10 protein-coding genes, 2 tRNA genes and 2 pseudogenes are annotated in these 15,920 nt (G+C 64.7%); 1 reads left to right on the top strand and 13 read right to left on the bottom strand.

Annotated features, from left to right (window positions below; all coding sequences use genetic code 11):
* Position 1: 1 nt before the first annotated feature.
* The 13 genes and pseudogenes from ACQVLG_RS02845 to ACQVLG_RS02785 form a co-directional block, all read right to left on the bottom strand.
* Positions 2-1,591, bottom strand: coding sequence for a histidine-type phosphatase (locus ACQVLG_RS02845; protein WP_474292775.1), 1,590 nt, complete (start codon positions 1,589-1,591; stop codon positions 2-4).
* An 88-nt stretch (positions 1,592-1,679) separates the two neighbouring features.
* Positions 1,680-3,301 (bottom strand): annotated as a pseudogene (locus tag ACQVLG_RS02840) (histidine-type phosphatase).
* An 80-nt stretch (positions 3,302-3,381) separates the two neighbouring features.
* The gene (locus tag ACQVLG_RS02835; RefSeq protein WP_474292774.1) at positions 3,382-4,782 is read right to left on the bottom strand and encodes an alkaline phosphatase family protein; all 1,401 of its coding nucleotides are present in this window, start codon (positions 4,780-4,782) and stop codon (positions 3,382-3,384) included.
* 223 nt (positions 4,783-5,005) lie between these two features.
* A complete protein-coding gene (locus ACQVLG_RS02830; RefSeq protein WP_230539970.1) occupies positions 5,006-6,025 on the bottom strand; it encodes a LacI family DNA-binding transcriptional regulator in 1,020 nt (339 codons plus the stop codon).
* A 161-nt stretch (positions 6,026-6,186) separates the two neighbouring features.
* Entirely contained in the window at positions 6,187-8,055 is a 1,869-nt protein-coding gene (locus ACQVLG_RS02825) for a TonB-dependent siderophore receptor (protein ID WP_474292773.1), read from the bottom strand.
* Positions 8,019-8,666, bottom strand: coding sequence for an STN domain-containing protein (locus ACQVLG_RS02820; RefSeq protein ID WP_474292772.1), 648 nt, complete (start codon positions 8,664-8,666; stop codon positions 8,019-8,021). The genes ACQVLG_RS02825 and ACQVLG_RS02820 overlap by 37 nt, the downstream gene beginning before the upstream one ends.
* Before the next feature lie 73 nt (positions 8,667-8,739).
* The gene (locus tag ACQVLG_RS02815; protein ID WP_474292770.1) at positions 8,740-9,744 is read right to left on the bottom strand and encodes a FecR family protein; all 1,005 of its coding nucleotides are present in this window, start codon (positions 9,742-9,744) and stop codon (positions 8,740-8,742) included.
* Positions 9,741-10,268 (bottom strand): sigma-70 family RNA polymerase sigma factor, encoded by a 528-nt coding sequence (locus ACQVLG_RS02810; RefSeq protein WP_230539967.1) that lies wholly within the window; start codon positions 10,266-10,268, stop codon positions 9,741-9,743. The genes ACQVLG_RS02815 and ACQVLG_RS02810 overlap by 4 nt, the downstream gene beginning before the upstream one ends.
* A 183-nt stretch (positions 10,269-10,451) precedes the next feature.
* A tRNA-Met gene (locus tag ACQVLG_RS02805) sits at positions 10,452-10,528 on the bottom strand.
* Between the two features lie 59 nt (positions 10,529-10,587).
* Positions 10,588-10,664: transfer RNA gene (locus tag ACQVLG_RS02800), tRNA-Met, on the bottom strand.
* Positions 10,665-10,755: 91 nt separating this feature from the next.
* A complete protein-coding gene (gene miaA, locus ACQVLG_RS02795; protein WP_474292768.1) occupies positions 10,756-11,703 on the bottom strand; it encodes a tRNA (adenosine(37)-N6)-dimethylallyltransferase MiaA in 948 nt (315 codons plus the stop codon).
* Between the two features lie 126 nt (positions 11,704-11,829).
* Complete coding sequence (gene mutL / locus ACQVLG_RS02790) at positions 11,830-13,743, bottom strand: DNA mismatch repair endonuclease MutL (protein ID WP_474292766.1); 1,914 nt, start codon at positions 13,741-13,743, stop codon at positions 11,830-11,832.
* 143 nt (positions 13,744-13,886) lie between these two features.
* Complete coding sequence (locus ACQVLG_RS02785; RefSeq protein WP_474292764.1) at positions 13,887-14,825, bottom strand: peptidylprolyl isomerase; 939 nt, start codon at positions 14,823-14,825, stop codon at positions 13,887-13,889.
* Positions 14,826-15,073: 248 nt separating this feature from the next.
* Here ACQVLG_RS02785 and ACQVLG_RS02780 point away from each other — a divergent pair.
* Positions 15,074-15,725: pseudogene (locus ACQVLG_RS02780) on the top strand (VTT domain-containing protein).
* Positions 15,726-15,920: the final 195 nt, after the last annotated feature.

The raw sequence follows: 15,920 nt of genomic DNA, 5'->3' as shown, positions 1-15,920 counted from the left end.
CTTAGCGCGCCGCCACGTGTCCGTAGCAGGTTTTCAGTTTCGCATAGTCGTAGAAGACGCTGCCCGGCGCGATGCGGGCGCCGTCGCAAGCGGCCTGGAAGTCCGTTTCCTTTTCGTTGTACAGCAGGCGCACGATGAGCTGCCCTGTGCCGTTGCGGTATACATCCCACTGCATATTGGCCGCCAGCGGCGAGACGCTCTGTCCGCGCCATGGACTATTTTCATAACTGTAGCTGGCCGATGCTGGCAACGGTGCCAGCGCCTGCTGCAAGCCCATGGCCGACGTGAACGGAATGATCATCTCGGCGTGCGTGAAGCGCAGCTTGGCCGCGTGGCGCACGTCTCCCCTGGCCAGCGCATCGACTTCATTGAAAAAATCGTCGCGCAAGGCCAGCGCAAAGCGCCAGGTCACGCCGCTGCTTTCCGTGGTGGCCGGTCCCTTCTGGTAAAAATCCTCGTGGTCGGCGATATACGCGTAGTAGCGCGCGTCTTCTGCTGGCATGTAGCGGCTGAAATCGGCCGGCACTTCATGCCGCATGCCGGCGGCGATCGCATACAGCTCATACAGTTTCGTCGCGGCCGCATTCAGGCTGCGGATGACGGTCTTGCCGCTGCTGCCCGTCATGGTGCGCGTGAGCTTGCCGTCGTCGCTGGTGAAGGTGTAGCTGCCCGTGTCCGCATAGCTGGCGCGGCCGCCTTCAAACTGGTCGAGGAAGGCGGGAGAAAACAGCCGTTCGAGCACGTGGCGCGCATGCGCGGTCGCAGCAGGCAGCCTGGCTGGGGCGTCCATCAGCGCATGTAGCTGCTTGGTTCTTTCATAGTACTGGTAGGCCTGGCTGGCGGCATAGGTGGCGTAATGCGGATTGGCCGGATCGGTGACGCGGTCCGTCTGCGGCGCCAGCTTGTGCGCGTACAGCAGGAAGCGGTTGACGCCATCGGGCTGCAATATCGGCTGCACCGCGGGCTTGCGTCCTTGCGGATACGGCGCCGGCGCGGGCGGCAGATATACCAAGGGCGCCAGCGCGGGCGCGTGCTCGAGCAGCGACTGCATGAAGAAGCGCGAACTGTCGCGCGCGCGGTCCACGCCGGAATGGATGGTGACGAGCTGGCGCGGCGCCGTCGCGGCGTCCTGGCCGACCTGCGCGAACAGGGCGGGCAGGCGCGCCAGCATGCGTACGGCCAGTTGCCGGTGTTCCTCGATGCCCGTCTGCGACAGATTGCCGTAGCCGGGCCGCTCGATGCCGGCCACGCCATAACCGAGCAAGGCATTGGCCCGCATCAGGGACAGGATGTCGGGGCCGAGTTCGCGGCCCAGGGGCGTGAGCGCATCCTGCGCAGCGGCCTGCTGCCACATCGCATACAGGGCCGCGTCGTTCTTCATGCTGGTGAGCCCGCGCGAGCCGTGGCGCGCTACCAGCTGCGTGAAGATGGGCTGGAAGCCGTCCGGCGGCGCGGCATAGGTCGCCGGATCCTGCTGCGGCGCATACGGCGTCTTGGTCTGGTAATGGCCTTCGGCGGCCAGCGTGGGGCCGGCGCACATGGCGAAGGCCAGGGCCAGCGGGATGCTGGCCAGGGGAAGCGATGGAGGCATGGGAGTCCGTGACGTGATGAGTTCCTGGGTGCAAGCCTAGCATCAAACGCCAAACAGGCGGGCACGGCTGCCCGCCTGCACTCCGTGATTACGGCGCCACGTGGCCGTAGCAGGTCTTCAGCTTCGCATATACATAGAAATGGCTGCCGGCCGCATAGCGGGCGCCATCGCAGGCGGCCTGGAAGTCGGTTTCCTTTTCGTTGTACAGCATTTTTACCAGCACATTGCCGCTGGCATCGCGGTACACGTCCCACTGCATGTTGGCCGCCATCGGTGCCACGTACAGGCCGCGCCAGCTGCTGTTGTCATAGCTGTAGGTCTGCGCCGCCGGCAGCGCGCCGACAACGGTCTTCAGGCCCATGGCCGTGGCCAGCGGGATGATGGCTTCCGCATGCGTGAAGCGCAGCTTGGCGCCGTGCGACAGGTCGCCGCGCGCGATGGCGTCGACTTCCGTAAAGAAGTCGTCGCGCAGCGCGCGCACGTAGTTCCAGGTCACGCCGGCGCTCTCGGTGGTGCCGGGCCCTTGTTGTAGAAATCCTGGTAATCCTGCACGAAGGCCTGGTACTTGGCCGCGTCCGACGGCATGTACTGCACGAAGTCGGCTTTGACCTCGTTCGTCATGCCAGCCATGATGGCGTACAGGTTGTACAGCACGGAAGCTGCATCGGCCAGGCCCTTGATGGTGGTCTCGCCGTCGCCCGTCACGGTGTTGGTGAATTTGCCGTCGTCGCTGGTGAAACTGTAGGTGCCCGTATTGGCGAAGCTGTAGGTGCCGTTGTCGATCTTGTCGACAAAGGCCTTGGTAAACAGCCGCTCCAGCACTTCGCGTCCCAGTGTGCGCGCCTTGGCGTCCGTGTCGATGGCCGTGTACTTGGCCAGGAAGTCGGGGCTTTTCAGGTAGGTCTGGTAAGCCTGGCTGTCCTGGTAGGTCTGGTAGTAGCCGTCGAGGGCATCGGTGACCAGGTCCGTCTTCGGCACCAGCTTGTGCGCATACAGCAGGAAGCGGTTGGTGCCAGCGGGTTGCGCCACGGGCTTGCCGGCCGGGTAGCCGGCCGGCGCGGGCGGCAGGGTAATCAGCGCCGCGACGTTTGGTGCCGTGGCGGCCAGCGATTGCGCAAAATACGCAGCACTGTCCTTGGCGCGGTCCACGCCGGAACTGATGGTGACGATCTGGCGCGGCGCGCTGGCGGCACTTGCGCCCAACTGCGTGAACAGGGCGGGCAGGCGCGCCAGCATGCGCACGGCCAGCTGCTTGTGCTCATTGATGCCCGTTTGCGACAGGTTGCCGTAGCCGGGCGCCGTGATGCCGTCCACGCCGTAGCCGAGCAGCGCGTTGGCCTTCATCAGTTTCAGGATGTCGGCGCCCAGCTTTTGCCCCAGCGGCGTGAGCGCATCGTCGGCGGCGGCCCTTTGCCAGACGTTGTATAAGGCGGCGTCGTACTTCATGCTCGACAGGCCGCGCGAACCGTGGCGCGCCACCAGTTCGGTGAACACGGGCGCGTAGCCGGCCGGCGCGGCTTCATACGTGGCCGCCTCCTGCTGCGGCGTGTACGGCGTCTTGGTCTGGTAGTAGGTGGCGGGGGGCGGCGTCACAGGCGGCATCACCGGCGGCGTGACAGCGGGCGTTACCGGCGGCGTTGTCTCGCCGCCGCCACAGGCGGCCAGGGAGAGCATCAGGATGGACAGGGGAAGATGGCGTGCGTGCAGCATGGCGTTTCCTTTGGATGTGAGTTGCCCGGGCGCGCCGCGCAGGACGGCGCACCCAGGGTAGACAGGCAGGGGAGTGGAATTTAGAGCTTGAGGGCTTTGGCCAGGCTGTTGGCGCGCGCATCACGCTCGCTCAATGGCGCCAGGCCATGGCGTTCCTCGATGAATTTCAGGATCGACACGGTTTCATACTCGGTATGGTCGATATGCCCGCCTTCGCTGAACGGCGAGATGACGAGGGCGGGGATGCGCGTGGCCGGGCCGAAGCGGTCGCCTTTCGGTGGCGCCACGTGGTCCCAGAAACCGCCGTTTTCATCGGTGGTGACGATGATGACGGTGTCCTTCCATTGCGGGCCTTCCATGATGGCGTTGATGATGGCCACACCCTCGTCATCGCCGGCCGCCACGCTCGATTTGTCCATCCCCGGATGCATGTTCTTCTTGCCCATCGGTTTGTAGAACGAGACGGGCGGCAGCTTGCCCGCCTGGACGTCGGCGAGCATGTCGGAGCGGTCCTTCAGGTGCGTGGCGCGCTGCTGCGGGCTGTCGATGAAGCGCTTGAAGTAGGTGAACGGCTGGTGGTGATACGAGAAATCGTCGGCCTTCTTGCCCGACTTGGTCGAGGCGACGGCGATGTCGTAGCCGTCCGCATAATAGACCCATGAGATACCCTTGTCCGTCAGGCGGTCACCGATGGTCGGCATGGTTTGCGGCGGCAGGAAGGTCTGCTTCTTGGTCGGGTCGAACAGCAGCGGGCCCTGCATGGTGTTGACGGCGTAGCCGTCCTGCGTCACTTCCGCTTCCTCACCCTTCTTGTGGCCCGTGCCGCGCTCATCCTGGGCGACGATGGACTTGGGCGCGTTCGGGAACACGGGCGTGCAGGCGCAGGTCAGCCACATGTGGTTGAGGAAGGAGCCGCCGTAGGCGGACTGGAAGAAGCGGTCGGCCAGGGTGTAGCGCTGCGCCAGCGCCCACAGTTTGAGCTTGCTGCCGTCGAAATAGCCCATCGGCAGGGCGCCCGTATTGCCCTCGACGACGAAGCGGTCGTTCTTGCCGTCGTTGATCTGGCGTTTGTGCGTCCAGAATGCGTGCACGGGACTGGCCGTCTTGTCGCCCAGCGACACGCTTGGCTCCATGTGGAAGGGCGCGTTGGCGATGTCGCCCTTGAAGCGCTGGTCCAGGCCGCCCTTGTCGAGCGCCACGGCGGGCAGCATCGCATACGGCTTGCCGTCGGGACCGGTCTGCGTGGTGGTGTCGGGCGAGCGGCCATTGGCGATGCCGTCGGCGCCAGGGAAGGTGCCGAACAGGTGGTCGAAGCTGCGGTTTTCCATGTACACGACGATGATCTGGCCGATCTTCGCCAGCTTCGGATCGGCGGCGGCTGTGGCAGCCGTATTGTGCTGCATGCCAGCGGGCGTGGTGCAGGCCGCCAGGCCGATGGCCCCGGCGCCGAACAGGGCGATTCTTAGAACGTGGTTCAACATAACGGTCTCCTTGATACGCCTCCGCGGACGGGGCGCTTTTTTTAGTGGTGTGGCCAGAACAGGCTTTTTGAAGAAATTGCACACGTGTGCAGTACACGTGTGCAAACAGTAACCCGGATTTTTTTTGATGTCAACAAGTACGGGCGGGGGACGAAAAAGTGTGGAAAACGGGGAACGGCGGGCGCGGGCAGACGGCGTTGCGCCATCTGCCGTATTGGATCGCTTAGCGCGTCGTGCCGCGCCGCACCAGCGTGACGGGGACTTCCTTCAGGCGGCCCGGCATGGCGAATTTTTCCATGCGCTCGACCAGGCTCTTGACGGCGCGGCGCGCCAGTTCGCCCGCATCCTGGCGGATGGTGGTCAGCTGGTAGGCGTCCAGCGCCGCCATGGGAATGTCGTCGAAGCCGATCACCTGCAATTGCGCGGGCACGTCGATGCCGTACTTGCTGCGCGCCGCATCGATGAAGCCGCAGGCGATCAGGTCGGTGGCGCAAAAGACGCCGTCGGGCAGCTTGCTTGATGCGAGCAGGGCGTCGGCCGCTTCCTGGCCCGCCTGGTAGCCGATGGCCTCGGCCAGGTATTCGCCGGCCGTGCAGCGCTTCTTCGCCACGGCCGGCGCCAGGTGGTCGAGGAAGGCCTTGCCGCGCGCGATACCGCTGAAACTGCTGGCGCGCGTGTTGACGAAGGCCAGCCGTTTGGCGCCGCTGTCGAGCAGGGTGCTGGCCGCCAGTTCGCCGCCATGGCGGTTGTCGCTGTTGACCACGTCCACGCCTTTCAGGTCGCGCGCGCGGTTGATCATGGCCACCGGCACTTGCCGCTGCAGGTATTCCGTGGCGACGGCGGACGGCGGCGAGCCGGACGTCATGATGACGCCGGAAATCTTGTAGCTGAGGAGGATGCGCAGCAGTTCGCTGAGGCGCTCGGGATCTTCCGCATTCATCAGCAGCGGCACCAGCGCATGTTCGCTCAGGCTGCGCGTGACTTCGCCCAACAGGGCCACGCGGAACGGGTCCGTGAAGCCCGTGATGACGACGCCCACCAGATTGCTCTGGCCCTGGTTCATGCTGCGCGCCAGGATGTTGACCTGGTAGCCCAGCGACTGCGCCGCTTCCATCACGCGGGCCCGCGTTTCGGGCGCCACGCTGGCGCCGGGCGTGAACGTGCGCGAGACGGCGGAGCGCGAGACGCCGGCCCGTTTGGCGACGTCCACCGAAGTGACCCAGGACTTGTCTTTTTGTTCCATTGACGGTGTAGATGATTGAGAGGCCGATGCACGATGCGGTGCGGCGCAATGCCGCGCCATCATCTTAGCCGAAAATCCCGGCCGCGGCGCGAACTGAATGCCGGTTGCACTATCAGTCACGCGGCGCGGCCAGCGTGCCGGCCTTCAGCTTTTCAATCGTTTTACCACTTCGGCGTGTATTTCAAGGTGAACTGCACGTTGCGCGGGTCGCCATAGTAGTTATTCGACCCGGTGGTGTTGTAGGCCGGGATGATGTAGCTCTTGTCGAAGACGTTGTTGACATTGAGCGACAGGGCCACTTGGGGCGTGGCTTGCCAGGCCATGCGTGCATTCCAGATCGAGACGCCTGCAACCTTGAAGGTACTATTGGTATCGAGCGTATGGCTTTGCGTGTTGACGCCGGCGCCCACGCTGAACTTGTCCCATGCGCCCGGCAGGGTGTAGCTGGACCACACGCGCAGCATGTGTTTCGGCGTCCAGGTGGAAAAGACCTTGCCCTGGCTGTCCGGGTCGTTCAGATAGGTCGTCGTCGTATAGGCGTAGCCGGCCGACAGCTGCAAGCCGCGCGCCACTTCGCCCGACACTTCCGCTTCCAGGCCCTGGCTGCGCACCTTGCCCGAGGCGCGCGAGCAGTACCCGTCGGCGCACACCATGCCCGCAGCATAGTCGGTGACGGCACGGTTCTTGTGGTCATAGCGGAACACGGCCAGCGAGGTGTTGACCTTGCCATCCATCAGCTCACCCTTGATGCCCGCCTCGTAGTTGCTGCCCGTGATGGGTTTGAGGACCTTGTCTTGCGCATCGCGGATGCTTTGTGGCGTGAAGATGTCGGCATAGCTGGCGTAGGCCGACCATTGCGGATCGAGCGCGTAGATCAGGCCTACCGATGGCGTGAACTTGGCGGTGGCGTTGAGCTGTTCTTCAGGACCTTTGGGCGTCGCATACACGAAGTCGTACCAGCTGAAGCGTCCACCCAGCACGGCTTTCAGCTTGCTGGTCAACTGGCCGTTCCAGCTGCCATACAGGCCTTTCTGGCGTATTTCATAGGTGCTGACGGGACGCACGCCCTTCGGGCGCGCGGCGATGCTGTCGAGGTCTTGCCATGGGCGGTTGTGCCTGATGTTGAAGACGTCCGCACCGGATTCCCAAACGCGGGCGTAGACGTCGTCCGACGCCATCGTGACGTAGCTGGCGCCCACGAGGACTTCCTGCGCGATGCCCAGGCCGTCGAATTTGCCGCGCACGTAGGTATCGATGCCGCGCTTGCGGTTGTCGAAATCCATGCCAAAGTCGGCATAGCTCGCACCGCTGCCGTCGGGATTAATGGGCAAGGCCACGCGCTGGTGCACGGAGCCGGTGTTTTCCTTCATGTTCACGGCGGATGCCTTCAGGCTCCACTGGCTGTTGAAATGGTGTTCCAGATCGAGATACACGTTGGTTTGTTTGGCCTCGCTGCGGTTCCAGTCGGCGCCCGTGAAGGTGGAGCGGGGCAGGTTCAGCGCGCTGCCGTCCGCGTAGCGGGGCAGGCCGATAAAGGTGGGGCGGCCATGGTCGTTGACGTTGCTGATGGCCAGGCCCAGGGTGGTGGCCGGTCCCAGGTCGTAGTCGAGCGCCGCGTACAGGGTGCGGTTCTGGCTCCATACCTGGTCGACGAAGGAATGGGTATCGTCTTCATCGACGATGGCGCGTCCGCGCAGGCTGCCGTCCGCATTCAGGGGCATGCTGACGTCGAGCTGTGCGCCGTAATGGTCCCACGAGCCGGCGCGCGCCGTCATGCTGACACTGCGCGCGGCGGTCGGGCGCTTGCGCACCAGGCTGACGGAGCCGCCGGGACTGCCCGTGCCGACCAGCATGCCCGAGGCGCCGCGCAGCACTTCCAGGCGGTCGTAGATGACCATGTTTTCCTGGCCCCAGTTACCCAGTGCATAGGTGTTGCGGTCGATGGGCACGCCATCGTACTGCCATTGATCGATCTGGAAGCCGCGGGCCGTGATCACCACGCCCGGTCCCACGCCATGCACGCCCACCACGCCGGTGACGTTGTTGACGGCTTCGCGCAGATCCGTGATGCCCTGGTCTCCAGGCGCTGGCGCGTCAGCACGCTCACGGATTGGGGGATGTCCTTCATCGCTTGCTCGCCCTTGCCGATGGTGAGCTTGCGCGCCGTGTAGGAGCCGCTGCCTTCCGTGGTGGCGCCTTGCTCGGCCTGGCCAACGATGGTAATCGAGGGCATGGTGCGTTCGGCCGCTGAAGCAGTGCCGATCGCCGCCGTGGGCGTGGGCGCCGGCGCGGCCACCAGCACATAGCCGGTGGACGTCTTGCCGATGGCGTAGCCGCTGCCGCGCAGCAGCACGGCGAAACCGTCATCGATGGCGTAGCTGCCTTGCAGGCCTGCACTGGTCAAGCCCTGCACCCGGGATGCATCGATGACGATGGAGACGCCCGCCTGCTGCGCATAGCGGTTCAGGGCGCCGGCCAGCGGGCCGGCGGGGATGGCGTAGCTGGCGACAGCCGGGGTGGTCTGGGCGGTAGCCTGGGCGTGCAGGCCGGCGCCAGCGAGCAGCATGGCCGCCAGGGCCAGCGGGCGCAGACGCGTGCGCAGGGTGTTCGGGGAGGAAACGGCAACGACTTGAGCGTACATGGTGACAGCCTTTTTTGAATGATCTCAGCTGCCTTGACGCACGAGATGCGCCAACACGAACCAGCGTGGCAAATTATTTTTTTGCGGTGCCAGTGCTTGGCGCGTCGACCATCACCAGGTAGCGCGTCAGCATGCGGATGCGCAGTTGCGGGAAATTGTCGATCAACAGCTGCAGCGCCTTGTCCGTGTCGTCCAGCGGCAGCACGGCCGCCACGCGGATGCCGGCGATTTGCGCGTGGTCGTAATGCAGCTGGCCGGGGCGGTGGCGCGCCAGCTCGTCAAGCACCTCGGCCAGCGGCTGGTCATCGACCACCAGCTGGTGTGCGCGCCAGGCGTCCTGCACGCCGGCCGCATCGATGGCCGTGATGGGGCCTACGCCATCGTCCGTGATGCGCGTGCGCTGGCCCGCCTGCACCACGATGGCCGGATGCCGCGGCACCTGCGCCGACACTTTGGACTCTAGCATGCTCAGGGTGGTGGCGGCGCCATCCCTGCGCACGCTGAAACGCGTGCCCAGCGCGCGAATCGCCGCCTGGCCGCTGTCGACGATGAAGGGGCGCTGCGCATCCTTGGCCACGTCGACGAGGATGTCGCCGCGCACCAGCTCCACATGCCGCTCGCCCGCATTGAAATGCACGTTGACGGCGCTGTCGCTGCCCAGGGTCAGGCGGCTGCCATCGGCCAGGGTGTGCGTGTGCCATTGTCCCGTTGGGCTGCGCAGGTCGGCCAGCAGGTAGGCGGGGCGCTCGCTGATGACCAGCGCACCGGTCAGCGCGAGTACGGCAACGGCGCTGGCGGCGGCCAATTGGCGCAGACGCTGGCGGGGACGATCGGGGGCGATGGCGGCCAGGGCGGCGCGCGCGGGCCGATGGTCGCCGCCGGCCGGCTCGCGCACGGCGTGCAATTGACGCAGCAGGTTTTCCATGCCGGCCGCTGCGTTGGCGTGCCGCGGGTCGGCCGCCTTCCATGCGGCGAAGCCGGAGCGTGCCTGTTCGCGCTCGGCCGGGTCGTCGGCGCTCAGGCGCACGATCCAGCGGGCGGCCTGTTCGGCGGCGATATCCGTGCGGGGGCGATTCATGCCGCCATGCCCGGGCAGGCGTGGCGGCAGGCCAGCAAGGCTTGCACCAGGTATTTTTGCACCATGCGCGTGGAGACGTTCAGCTGCGCGGCGACGGCGGCCTGCGGTTGTTCTTCCAGGTAGTGCAGCAAAAAGGCATCGCGCGCTTTGGCGGACAAGCCGGCCAGCGCCGTGGCGATCTGCCCGAGCGCCTGCACGGCCATCAGGATCTCGTCCGGCGAGGGCGCGCCGGGCAGGCTGTCGGCCAGCAGGGCCAGTTCCGCCAGGTAGCTGCGCTCGAGTACCTGCCGGCGCGCGCGGTCGAGCAGCAAGCGCTTTGCCGTGGTGGACAGGTAGGCGCGCGGCTCGCGCATGCCGAACAGCGCGTCGCGCGAGGCGATGATGCGCACAAAGGTGTCTTGCGCCACATCGGCCGCGCCATGCGGGCAGCTGAGTTTTTTGCGCAGCCAGCCGACCAGCCAGCCGTGATGCTCGCTGTAGAGCGACTGCACTTGCTGTTGCAGGCTGGGCTGGATGGTGGACATGGATGATGAATATTATAAATGAGAATTATTCTCATTGTAAGCGCGAGCGGCGTCTCGCCACAATCCCCGATTGCATGCGGCTGGGGCAGGTGTTGCGCGCAGGCCGCATGTGCGGCGGTGCCGGAAATGAAAAAACCCGCCGCTGCACGGGGCAGAGGCGGGTTTATCAGTGCTGCAAATTCTTGGTGGTGATAGGTGGACTTGAACCACCGACCCCAGCATTATGAATGCTGTGCTCTAACCAACTGAGCTATATCACCAAACAGACCGGTCAGACCGGATGCTGGTTGTGATCAGGGGAAACCTGATCGATGTTCTTTGGTGGTGATAGGTGGACTTGAACCACCGACCCCAGCATTATGAATGCTGTGCTCTAACCAACTGAGCTATATCACCCAACAGCCGAGCATTATCCAGTCTTCCCATTTCCTTGTCAATGCCGGCGCAAAAAAATGTGTGGATTTTTCGTGGTGGATTGTTGTCGTGACTATTTCAGCAACGCTTGGATCTGCGTCAGCATGGCCGCGGCCGGCTCACGTCCCAGGCAATCGATGACGATGCGCTCCGGCATCGAGCGTAGCCAGGTGAGCTGCCGTTTGGCCAGTTGGCGCGTGGCGATGATGCCCGTCTCGCGCAGGGCGGCGCGGTCGATGCGGCCATCGAGGTATTCCCAGGCCTGGCGGTAGCCGACGCAGCGCATCGATGGCAGGCCCGGGTGCAGGTCGCCGCGCCGGCGCAGCTGCTCCACTTCATCGAGCAGGGCGTCGTTTTTCAGCATGAGGTCGAAGCGCGAGGCGATGCGCGCATGCAGCACGGCGCGGTCGGACGGCTCCAGCGCGAACGATTGCAGCCGGAATGGCAGTACGGTCTTTTCGCGCCGGTCCAGCAGGGCCGACATGGGTTGGCCCGACAGGGCGATGATTTCCAGCGCGCGGCCGATGCGCTGCGCGTCCTGCGGCGCCAGGCGCGCCGCCGTGACCGGGTCTTGCTCGGCCAGACGCGCATGCATGGCGGGCCAGCCTATGGCGGCCGCATCCTCTTCCAGTTGGGCGCGCAGGGCAGGGTCGGCGCCGGGCAAGTCGTCGAGGCCATCGGCCAGGCCCTTGAAGTACAGCATGGTGCCGCCGACGAGCAGCGGCAGCTTGCCGCGCGCCGAGATCTCCGCCACCAGGCGCAGGGTATCGTTGCGGAACTGCGCCACGGAATAGGCATCGAGCGGGTCGATGATGTCGATCAAATGATGCGGAACCTGGGCCAGCTCCTCTTGCGAGGGCTTGGCCGTGCCGATATCCATGCCCCGGTAAACGAGGGCGGAATCGACGGAAATGATCTCGGACGGGATGGCTTGCGCGATGGCCAGCGCACTGGCCGTCTTGCCGCTGGCCGTGGGGCCCATGATGGCGACGGCCAGGGGGAGGTGTGGGGTGTTTTGCATGTTGGTTTTGTATGATGTGGTGCAAAAGAGACTGGCAAAACGTTCAGGGCAAGGCGCATTGCCGAAGACAGTACGGCTAGCACGGCGAGGCAGTGCAACGCCGCCATGGACGTTTTTCAGGCTCTTTTACTGGCCGCGCAGGAACAGCTTGTCCAGCGCATTGATCTCGACCTGCACCCACGTGGGCCGGCCATGGTTGCACTGGTCGGCGCGTTCCGTGCTCTCCATCTGGCGCAGCAGGGCGTTCATTTCCTGCACTGATAAAATCCGGTTGGCGCGCACGGCCGTGTGGCAGGCGAGGGTGCCCAGCAATTCGTTCTGGCGCTCGATCAGCACGCGCGAGCCGCCGTATTCGCGCACGTCCCGCAGCACGTCGCGCGCCAGCGTTTGCGCGTCGGCGTTCTTCAGCAGGGTCGGCACGGAGCGCACGGCCAGGGTGGTGGGCGACAGGGCGGCGATGTCGAAGCCCAGCGCTTTTAACGTCTCCTGGTTTTCATTCGCCGTCGACACTTCGATGGCGTCCGCATAAAACGTCACGGGTATCAGCAAGGATTGCACCTGCATGTCCTGGCCCGACACCTGCGCCTGCAGCGCGTTCTTCAGCTGCTCGTACAGGATGCGCTCGTGCGCCGCGTGCATGTCGACCAGCACCAGGCCCTTGGTATTCTGCGCCAGGATGTAGATGCCGTGCAGCTGGGCCAGGGCAAAGCCCAGCGGATATTCTTCGCGCGCCATCGCTTCGGGCGAGGCGATGTAGGGCTCCGCCTGCGTGACCGGCGAGTTGGCGGCACCTGCGCCGCCGCCGAACAGGGCGCCGTAGGCCGCCGTGTCTTGTCCCACGCCTGGCGCGTCGGCAAAGAAGGGGCGGGCCGCGCCGGGCGAGGCCGGTGCAAAGGTATTCGTGAATTGCGCGCCGAACGAGGTCTGCGTCTGTTCGCGGCGCCAGATGCCGGGGCCGCCCAAACCCGCGCCTGCGGTATCACCGCCGAGGCTGGAGGCTGCCGGCAGCGGTGCCGGCACGCTGCCGAAGGCCGTGGCCGACGTTTGCGCCAGCGCGCGCTGCACCGCGTGGAAGACGAACTGGTGCACTGAACGGCTGTCGCGGAAGCGCACTTCGATCTTCGACGGGTGCACGTTGACGTCGACCAGCGCCGGATCGAGGTCGAGCGCCAGCACGTACGATGGAAAACGGTCGCCATGCAGCACGTCTTGATACGCCATGCGCACGGCGTGCACGAGCAGCTTGTCGCGCACGAAGCGCCCGTTGACATAAAAGAACTGGCCGTCGGCGCGCGCCTTCGATGCCGTCGGCAAGCCGGCAAAGCCGTGAATGCGCAAGGTGCCGGCCGATTCGTCCAGCGCCAGGCGCGCCTCGGCGAAGTCGTTGCCCAGGATGTGGGCGCTGCGCTTGGCCAGTTCGCTGATATTCCACTGGTCGATGGTGCGGCCGTTGTGCGACAGCGAGAACGACACATCGGGCCGCGCCAGGGCGATGCGGCGCACGACTTCGGCGCAGTGGCCGTACTCCGTCTGCTCGGATTTGAGGAATTTACGCCGCGCGGGCGTGTTGAAATACAGGTCCTGCACGTCGACCGTGGTGCCGTGCGCGCCCGACGACGGCGAAACGCTGCCGTTGTGCGAGCCGACGATTTCCCAGGCGTGAGCCGCGTCCGCCGTGCGCGAGGTCACGGTGACGGCGGCGACCGAGGCGATGGAGGCCAGCGCCTCGCCCCGGAATCCCAGGGTGCCCACGTTTTCCAGGTCGTGCAGGGAAGCGATCTTCGAGGTGGCGTGGCGCGCCAAGGCCAGCGGCAACTGATCTTTATCAATGCCGCGCCCGTTGTCGGTAATCGCGATGCGTTTCACGCCCCCTTCTTCCAGCCGCACGGTGATCTGCGTGGCGCCCGAGTCGAGCGCGTTTTCCAGCAGTTCCTTGACCACGGCCGATGGCCGCTCGACCACCTCGCCGGCGGCGATTTGCGAAATCAACTGGTCAGGCAGGGCCTGGATCGGGCGGTGGGGCGTGATGGGAGCGTTCATGCGGTAATTATACCGGGGTCAGACCTGCAACGCCGCGAACGCAAAGCGTAGCGCCAACGTTCTTGGGGGCAGACCCTCAACACCGTTAACACAAAATTTGGCGCCAACGTACCCGGGGGTCTGACCCCAGCCTTGGTCCATATTTACTTCCCCACCTCCCGCACCGGTATCGGCGCATTGCACAGGTCGACGTGGCCGGCCGTGACCTTGCTCCAGGGGCCGCCGCGGTGGCGCTGGGCTTCCAGCACGGCCTGGTAGGCGGCACTGTCGGTGCGCATCACTTCCAGGTGGCTGCGCTGTGCCAGAGGCACGCTGGCGGCCAGGCGGATGGACTTGATCGGCACGTTTTTCTCGGGGCTGTCATAAAAGCCCATGGGGGCCGTGCCCCGTGGCAGCGTCGACAGCAATGGCATGCCCGAGACGACCCTGCCGACGACCGTGATGTCGCGGTCCAGGTGGCGCGGCGACTGGCCGATGACGGCGTACAGCTCGGTGCCGCCGCCGCTGTCGCTGGCGCTGTCGCGGCCCACGCCTACGGTGGCATAGCAATGCGTGAGCCAGGCCGTGCCGGTTTTCGGATCGCGCGCGGACGGAAAACCGTTCGAATGGCCCACTTGCGGCGCATAGCCATCGACGTCCGGCAGGCGCGTGAAGCTCTTGATGTTTGTCAATGGCACGGTGAATTCGCCAGGCAGGGTGCGCTGGGCGTGCTGGATCGGCTTGGGATTTTTCTCGTTCGGATCGCCCCACTGCGCCACCCAGTTATCCTGCGCGCGCGTGATGGCCAGGCCGTCGTAATACTGTTCCGCCACCAGGGCCTTGATGTTGGCCACGTGCTTTGGCGCGAAGTCCGGCGCCAGTTCAATCACCACGCGGCCGGCGGGAATGTCCATGTACAAGGTGTTGTCCGGGTCCAGCACACGCCAGTCGGATGGCTTCGAGGCCTTGATCACGTCGGCCAAGGTCGCCTTGGCGGGCAGTTCGGCGGGCGCCTTGATCTGGACGGGCGCCGCGTGGGCGGCCAGATGTGCAAGGCCCAGTACGGTGGCCATGGTCAGGCCGCTCAATGGGTGTCGATACATGTTTTCTCCTGGTGGACGCGGGTTGCGCCGGCCAGAAAGTGTATACCGGAATGGCAATGTTTCGTTGTAAAAACATTGCGGATGGTAATCCTGGCAGTTGCCTGCCGCGACGGCGTTTCCTTAACCTTTACTTAAATTGCCACACGCGCAAGGGCGACGCATAATTAATCCTGAAATATCGGGCCGGGGACTGCCGTTGCGCTGGCCGGGTGGTGTATGATTCCGCCGCTACCTTTAGGGAAAAATATATGGATTTTGTGCAATTCCTCGACATGATCGTGCATGTCGACAAGACGCTGGGTCTCTTGATCGAGCAGTACGGTACCCTCGTGTATGCAGTGCTGTTTGCCATTATTTTTTGCGAGACAGGCCTCGTGGTACTGTTTTTCTTCCCTGGGGATACCTTGTTGTTTATCGCCGGCGCGTTTTGCGCGACGGGGCAAATGCACCTGGGCTTGCTGATCGCCTTGCTGGTGACGGCCGCCGTCACGGGCAACACGCTCAATTACTGGATAGGCGAGGCCATCGGGCAAAGGGTGTTTACCCACGATTACCGCTGGATCAACAAGGATGCCATGCGCCGCACGCATGAATTCTTTGAAAAGCACGGCGGCAAGACCATCATCCTGGCCCGTTTCGTGCCGGTGGTGCGCACTTTCGCCCCCTTCGTGGCCGGCATTTCCGACATGACGCACGCGCGCTTCCAGATGTACAACGTGACGGGCGCCCTGTTGTGGGTGGTCGGTCTGGTGACGGCGGGCTACTTCTTCGGCAAATATCCCATGGATCCGCGACCACCTGACCTTGATCGTGCTGATCGGTGTCGGTGCCGCCGTCGTGCCGGTAGTACTGGGCGGCATGTGGAAACTCTACAAGCGCATGGTCGGCAAGTCGGCGTAAGGCCGCATGAATCCAGGGCAAGCGCGCTGCGGCTCAGTCCGCAGCCGGCCCCGGATCCCGTTTTTCTCCAGGTTGTTTCTGTTTTACTCCCGCGCTGATTCAAGTTTTGTTGCTTTCCAGCCGTAAACCAGAGGGTATTCTCACTTTCTGGATTTCCATGCGACATTTGAGCGCCCTGTTAGCTTGCAGCCTTGC

The sequence above is a fragment of the Janthinobacterium sp. TPC_1 genome, assembly GCF_056037845.1.
Note: the sequence above shows the minus strand (reverse complement) of the source record. Positions and strands in the feature narration are given on the sequence as shown.

What these genes read in the sequence shown, in the direction of transcription:
- mutL (WP_474292766.1), bottom strand. Translation starts at nt 13,743, where the DNA reads ATGAACGCTCCCATCACGCCCCACCGCCCGATCCAGGCCCTGCCTGAC.
- miaA (WP_474292768.1), bottom strand. Translation starts at nt 11,703, where the DNA reads ATGCAAAACACCCCACACCTCCCCCTGGCCGTCGCCATCATGGGCCCC.
- ACQVLG_RS02830 (WP_230539970.1), bottom strand. Translation starts at nt 6,025, where the DNA reads ATGGAACAAAAAGACAAGTCCTGGGTCACTTCGGTGGACGTCGCCAAA.
- ACQVLG_RS02810 (WP_230539967.1), bottom strand. Translation starts at nt 10,268, where the DNA reads ATGTCCACCATCCAGCCCAGCCTGCAACAGCAAGTGCAGTCGCTCTAC.
- ACQVLG_RS02785 (WP_474292764.1), bottom strand. Translation starts at nt 14,825, where the DNA reads ATGTATCGACACCCATTGAGCGGCCTGACCATGGCCACCGTACTGGGC.
- ACQVLG_RS02815 (WP_474292770.1), bottom strand. Translation starts at nt 9,744, where the DNA reads ATGAATCGCCCCCGCACGGATATCGCCGCCGAACAGGCCGCCCGCTGG.
- ACQVLG_RS02820 (WP_474292772.1), bottom strand. Translation starts at nt 8,666, where the DNA reads ATGTACGCTCAAGTCGTTGCCGTTTCCTCCCCGAACACCCTGCGCACG.
- ACQVLG_RS02835 (WP_474292774.1), bottom strand. Translation starts at nt 4,782, where the DNA reads ATGTTGAACCACGTTCTAAGAATCGCCCTGTTCGGCGCCGGGGCCATC.
- ACQVLG_RS02845 (WP_474292775.1), bottom strand. Translation starts at nt 1,591, where the DNA reads ATGCCTCCATCGCTTCCCCTGGCCAGCATCCCGCTGGCCCTGGCCTTC.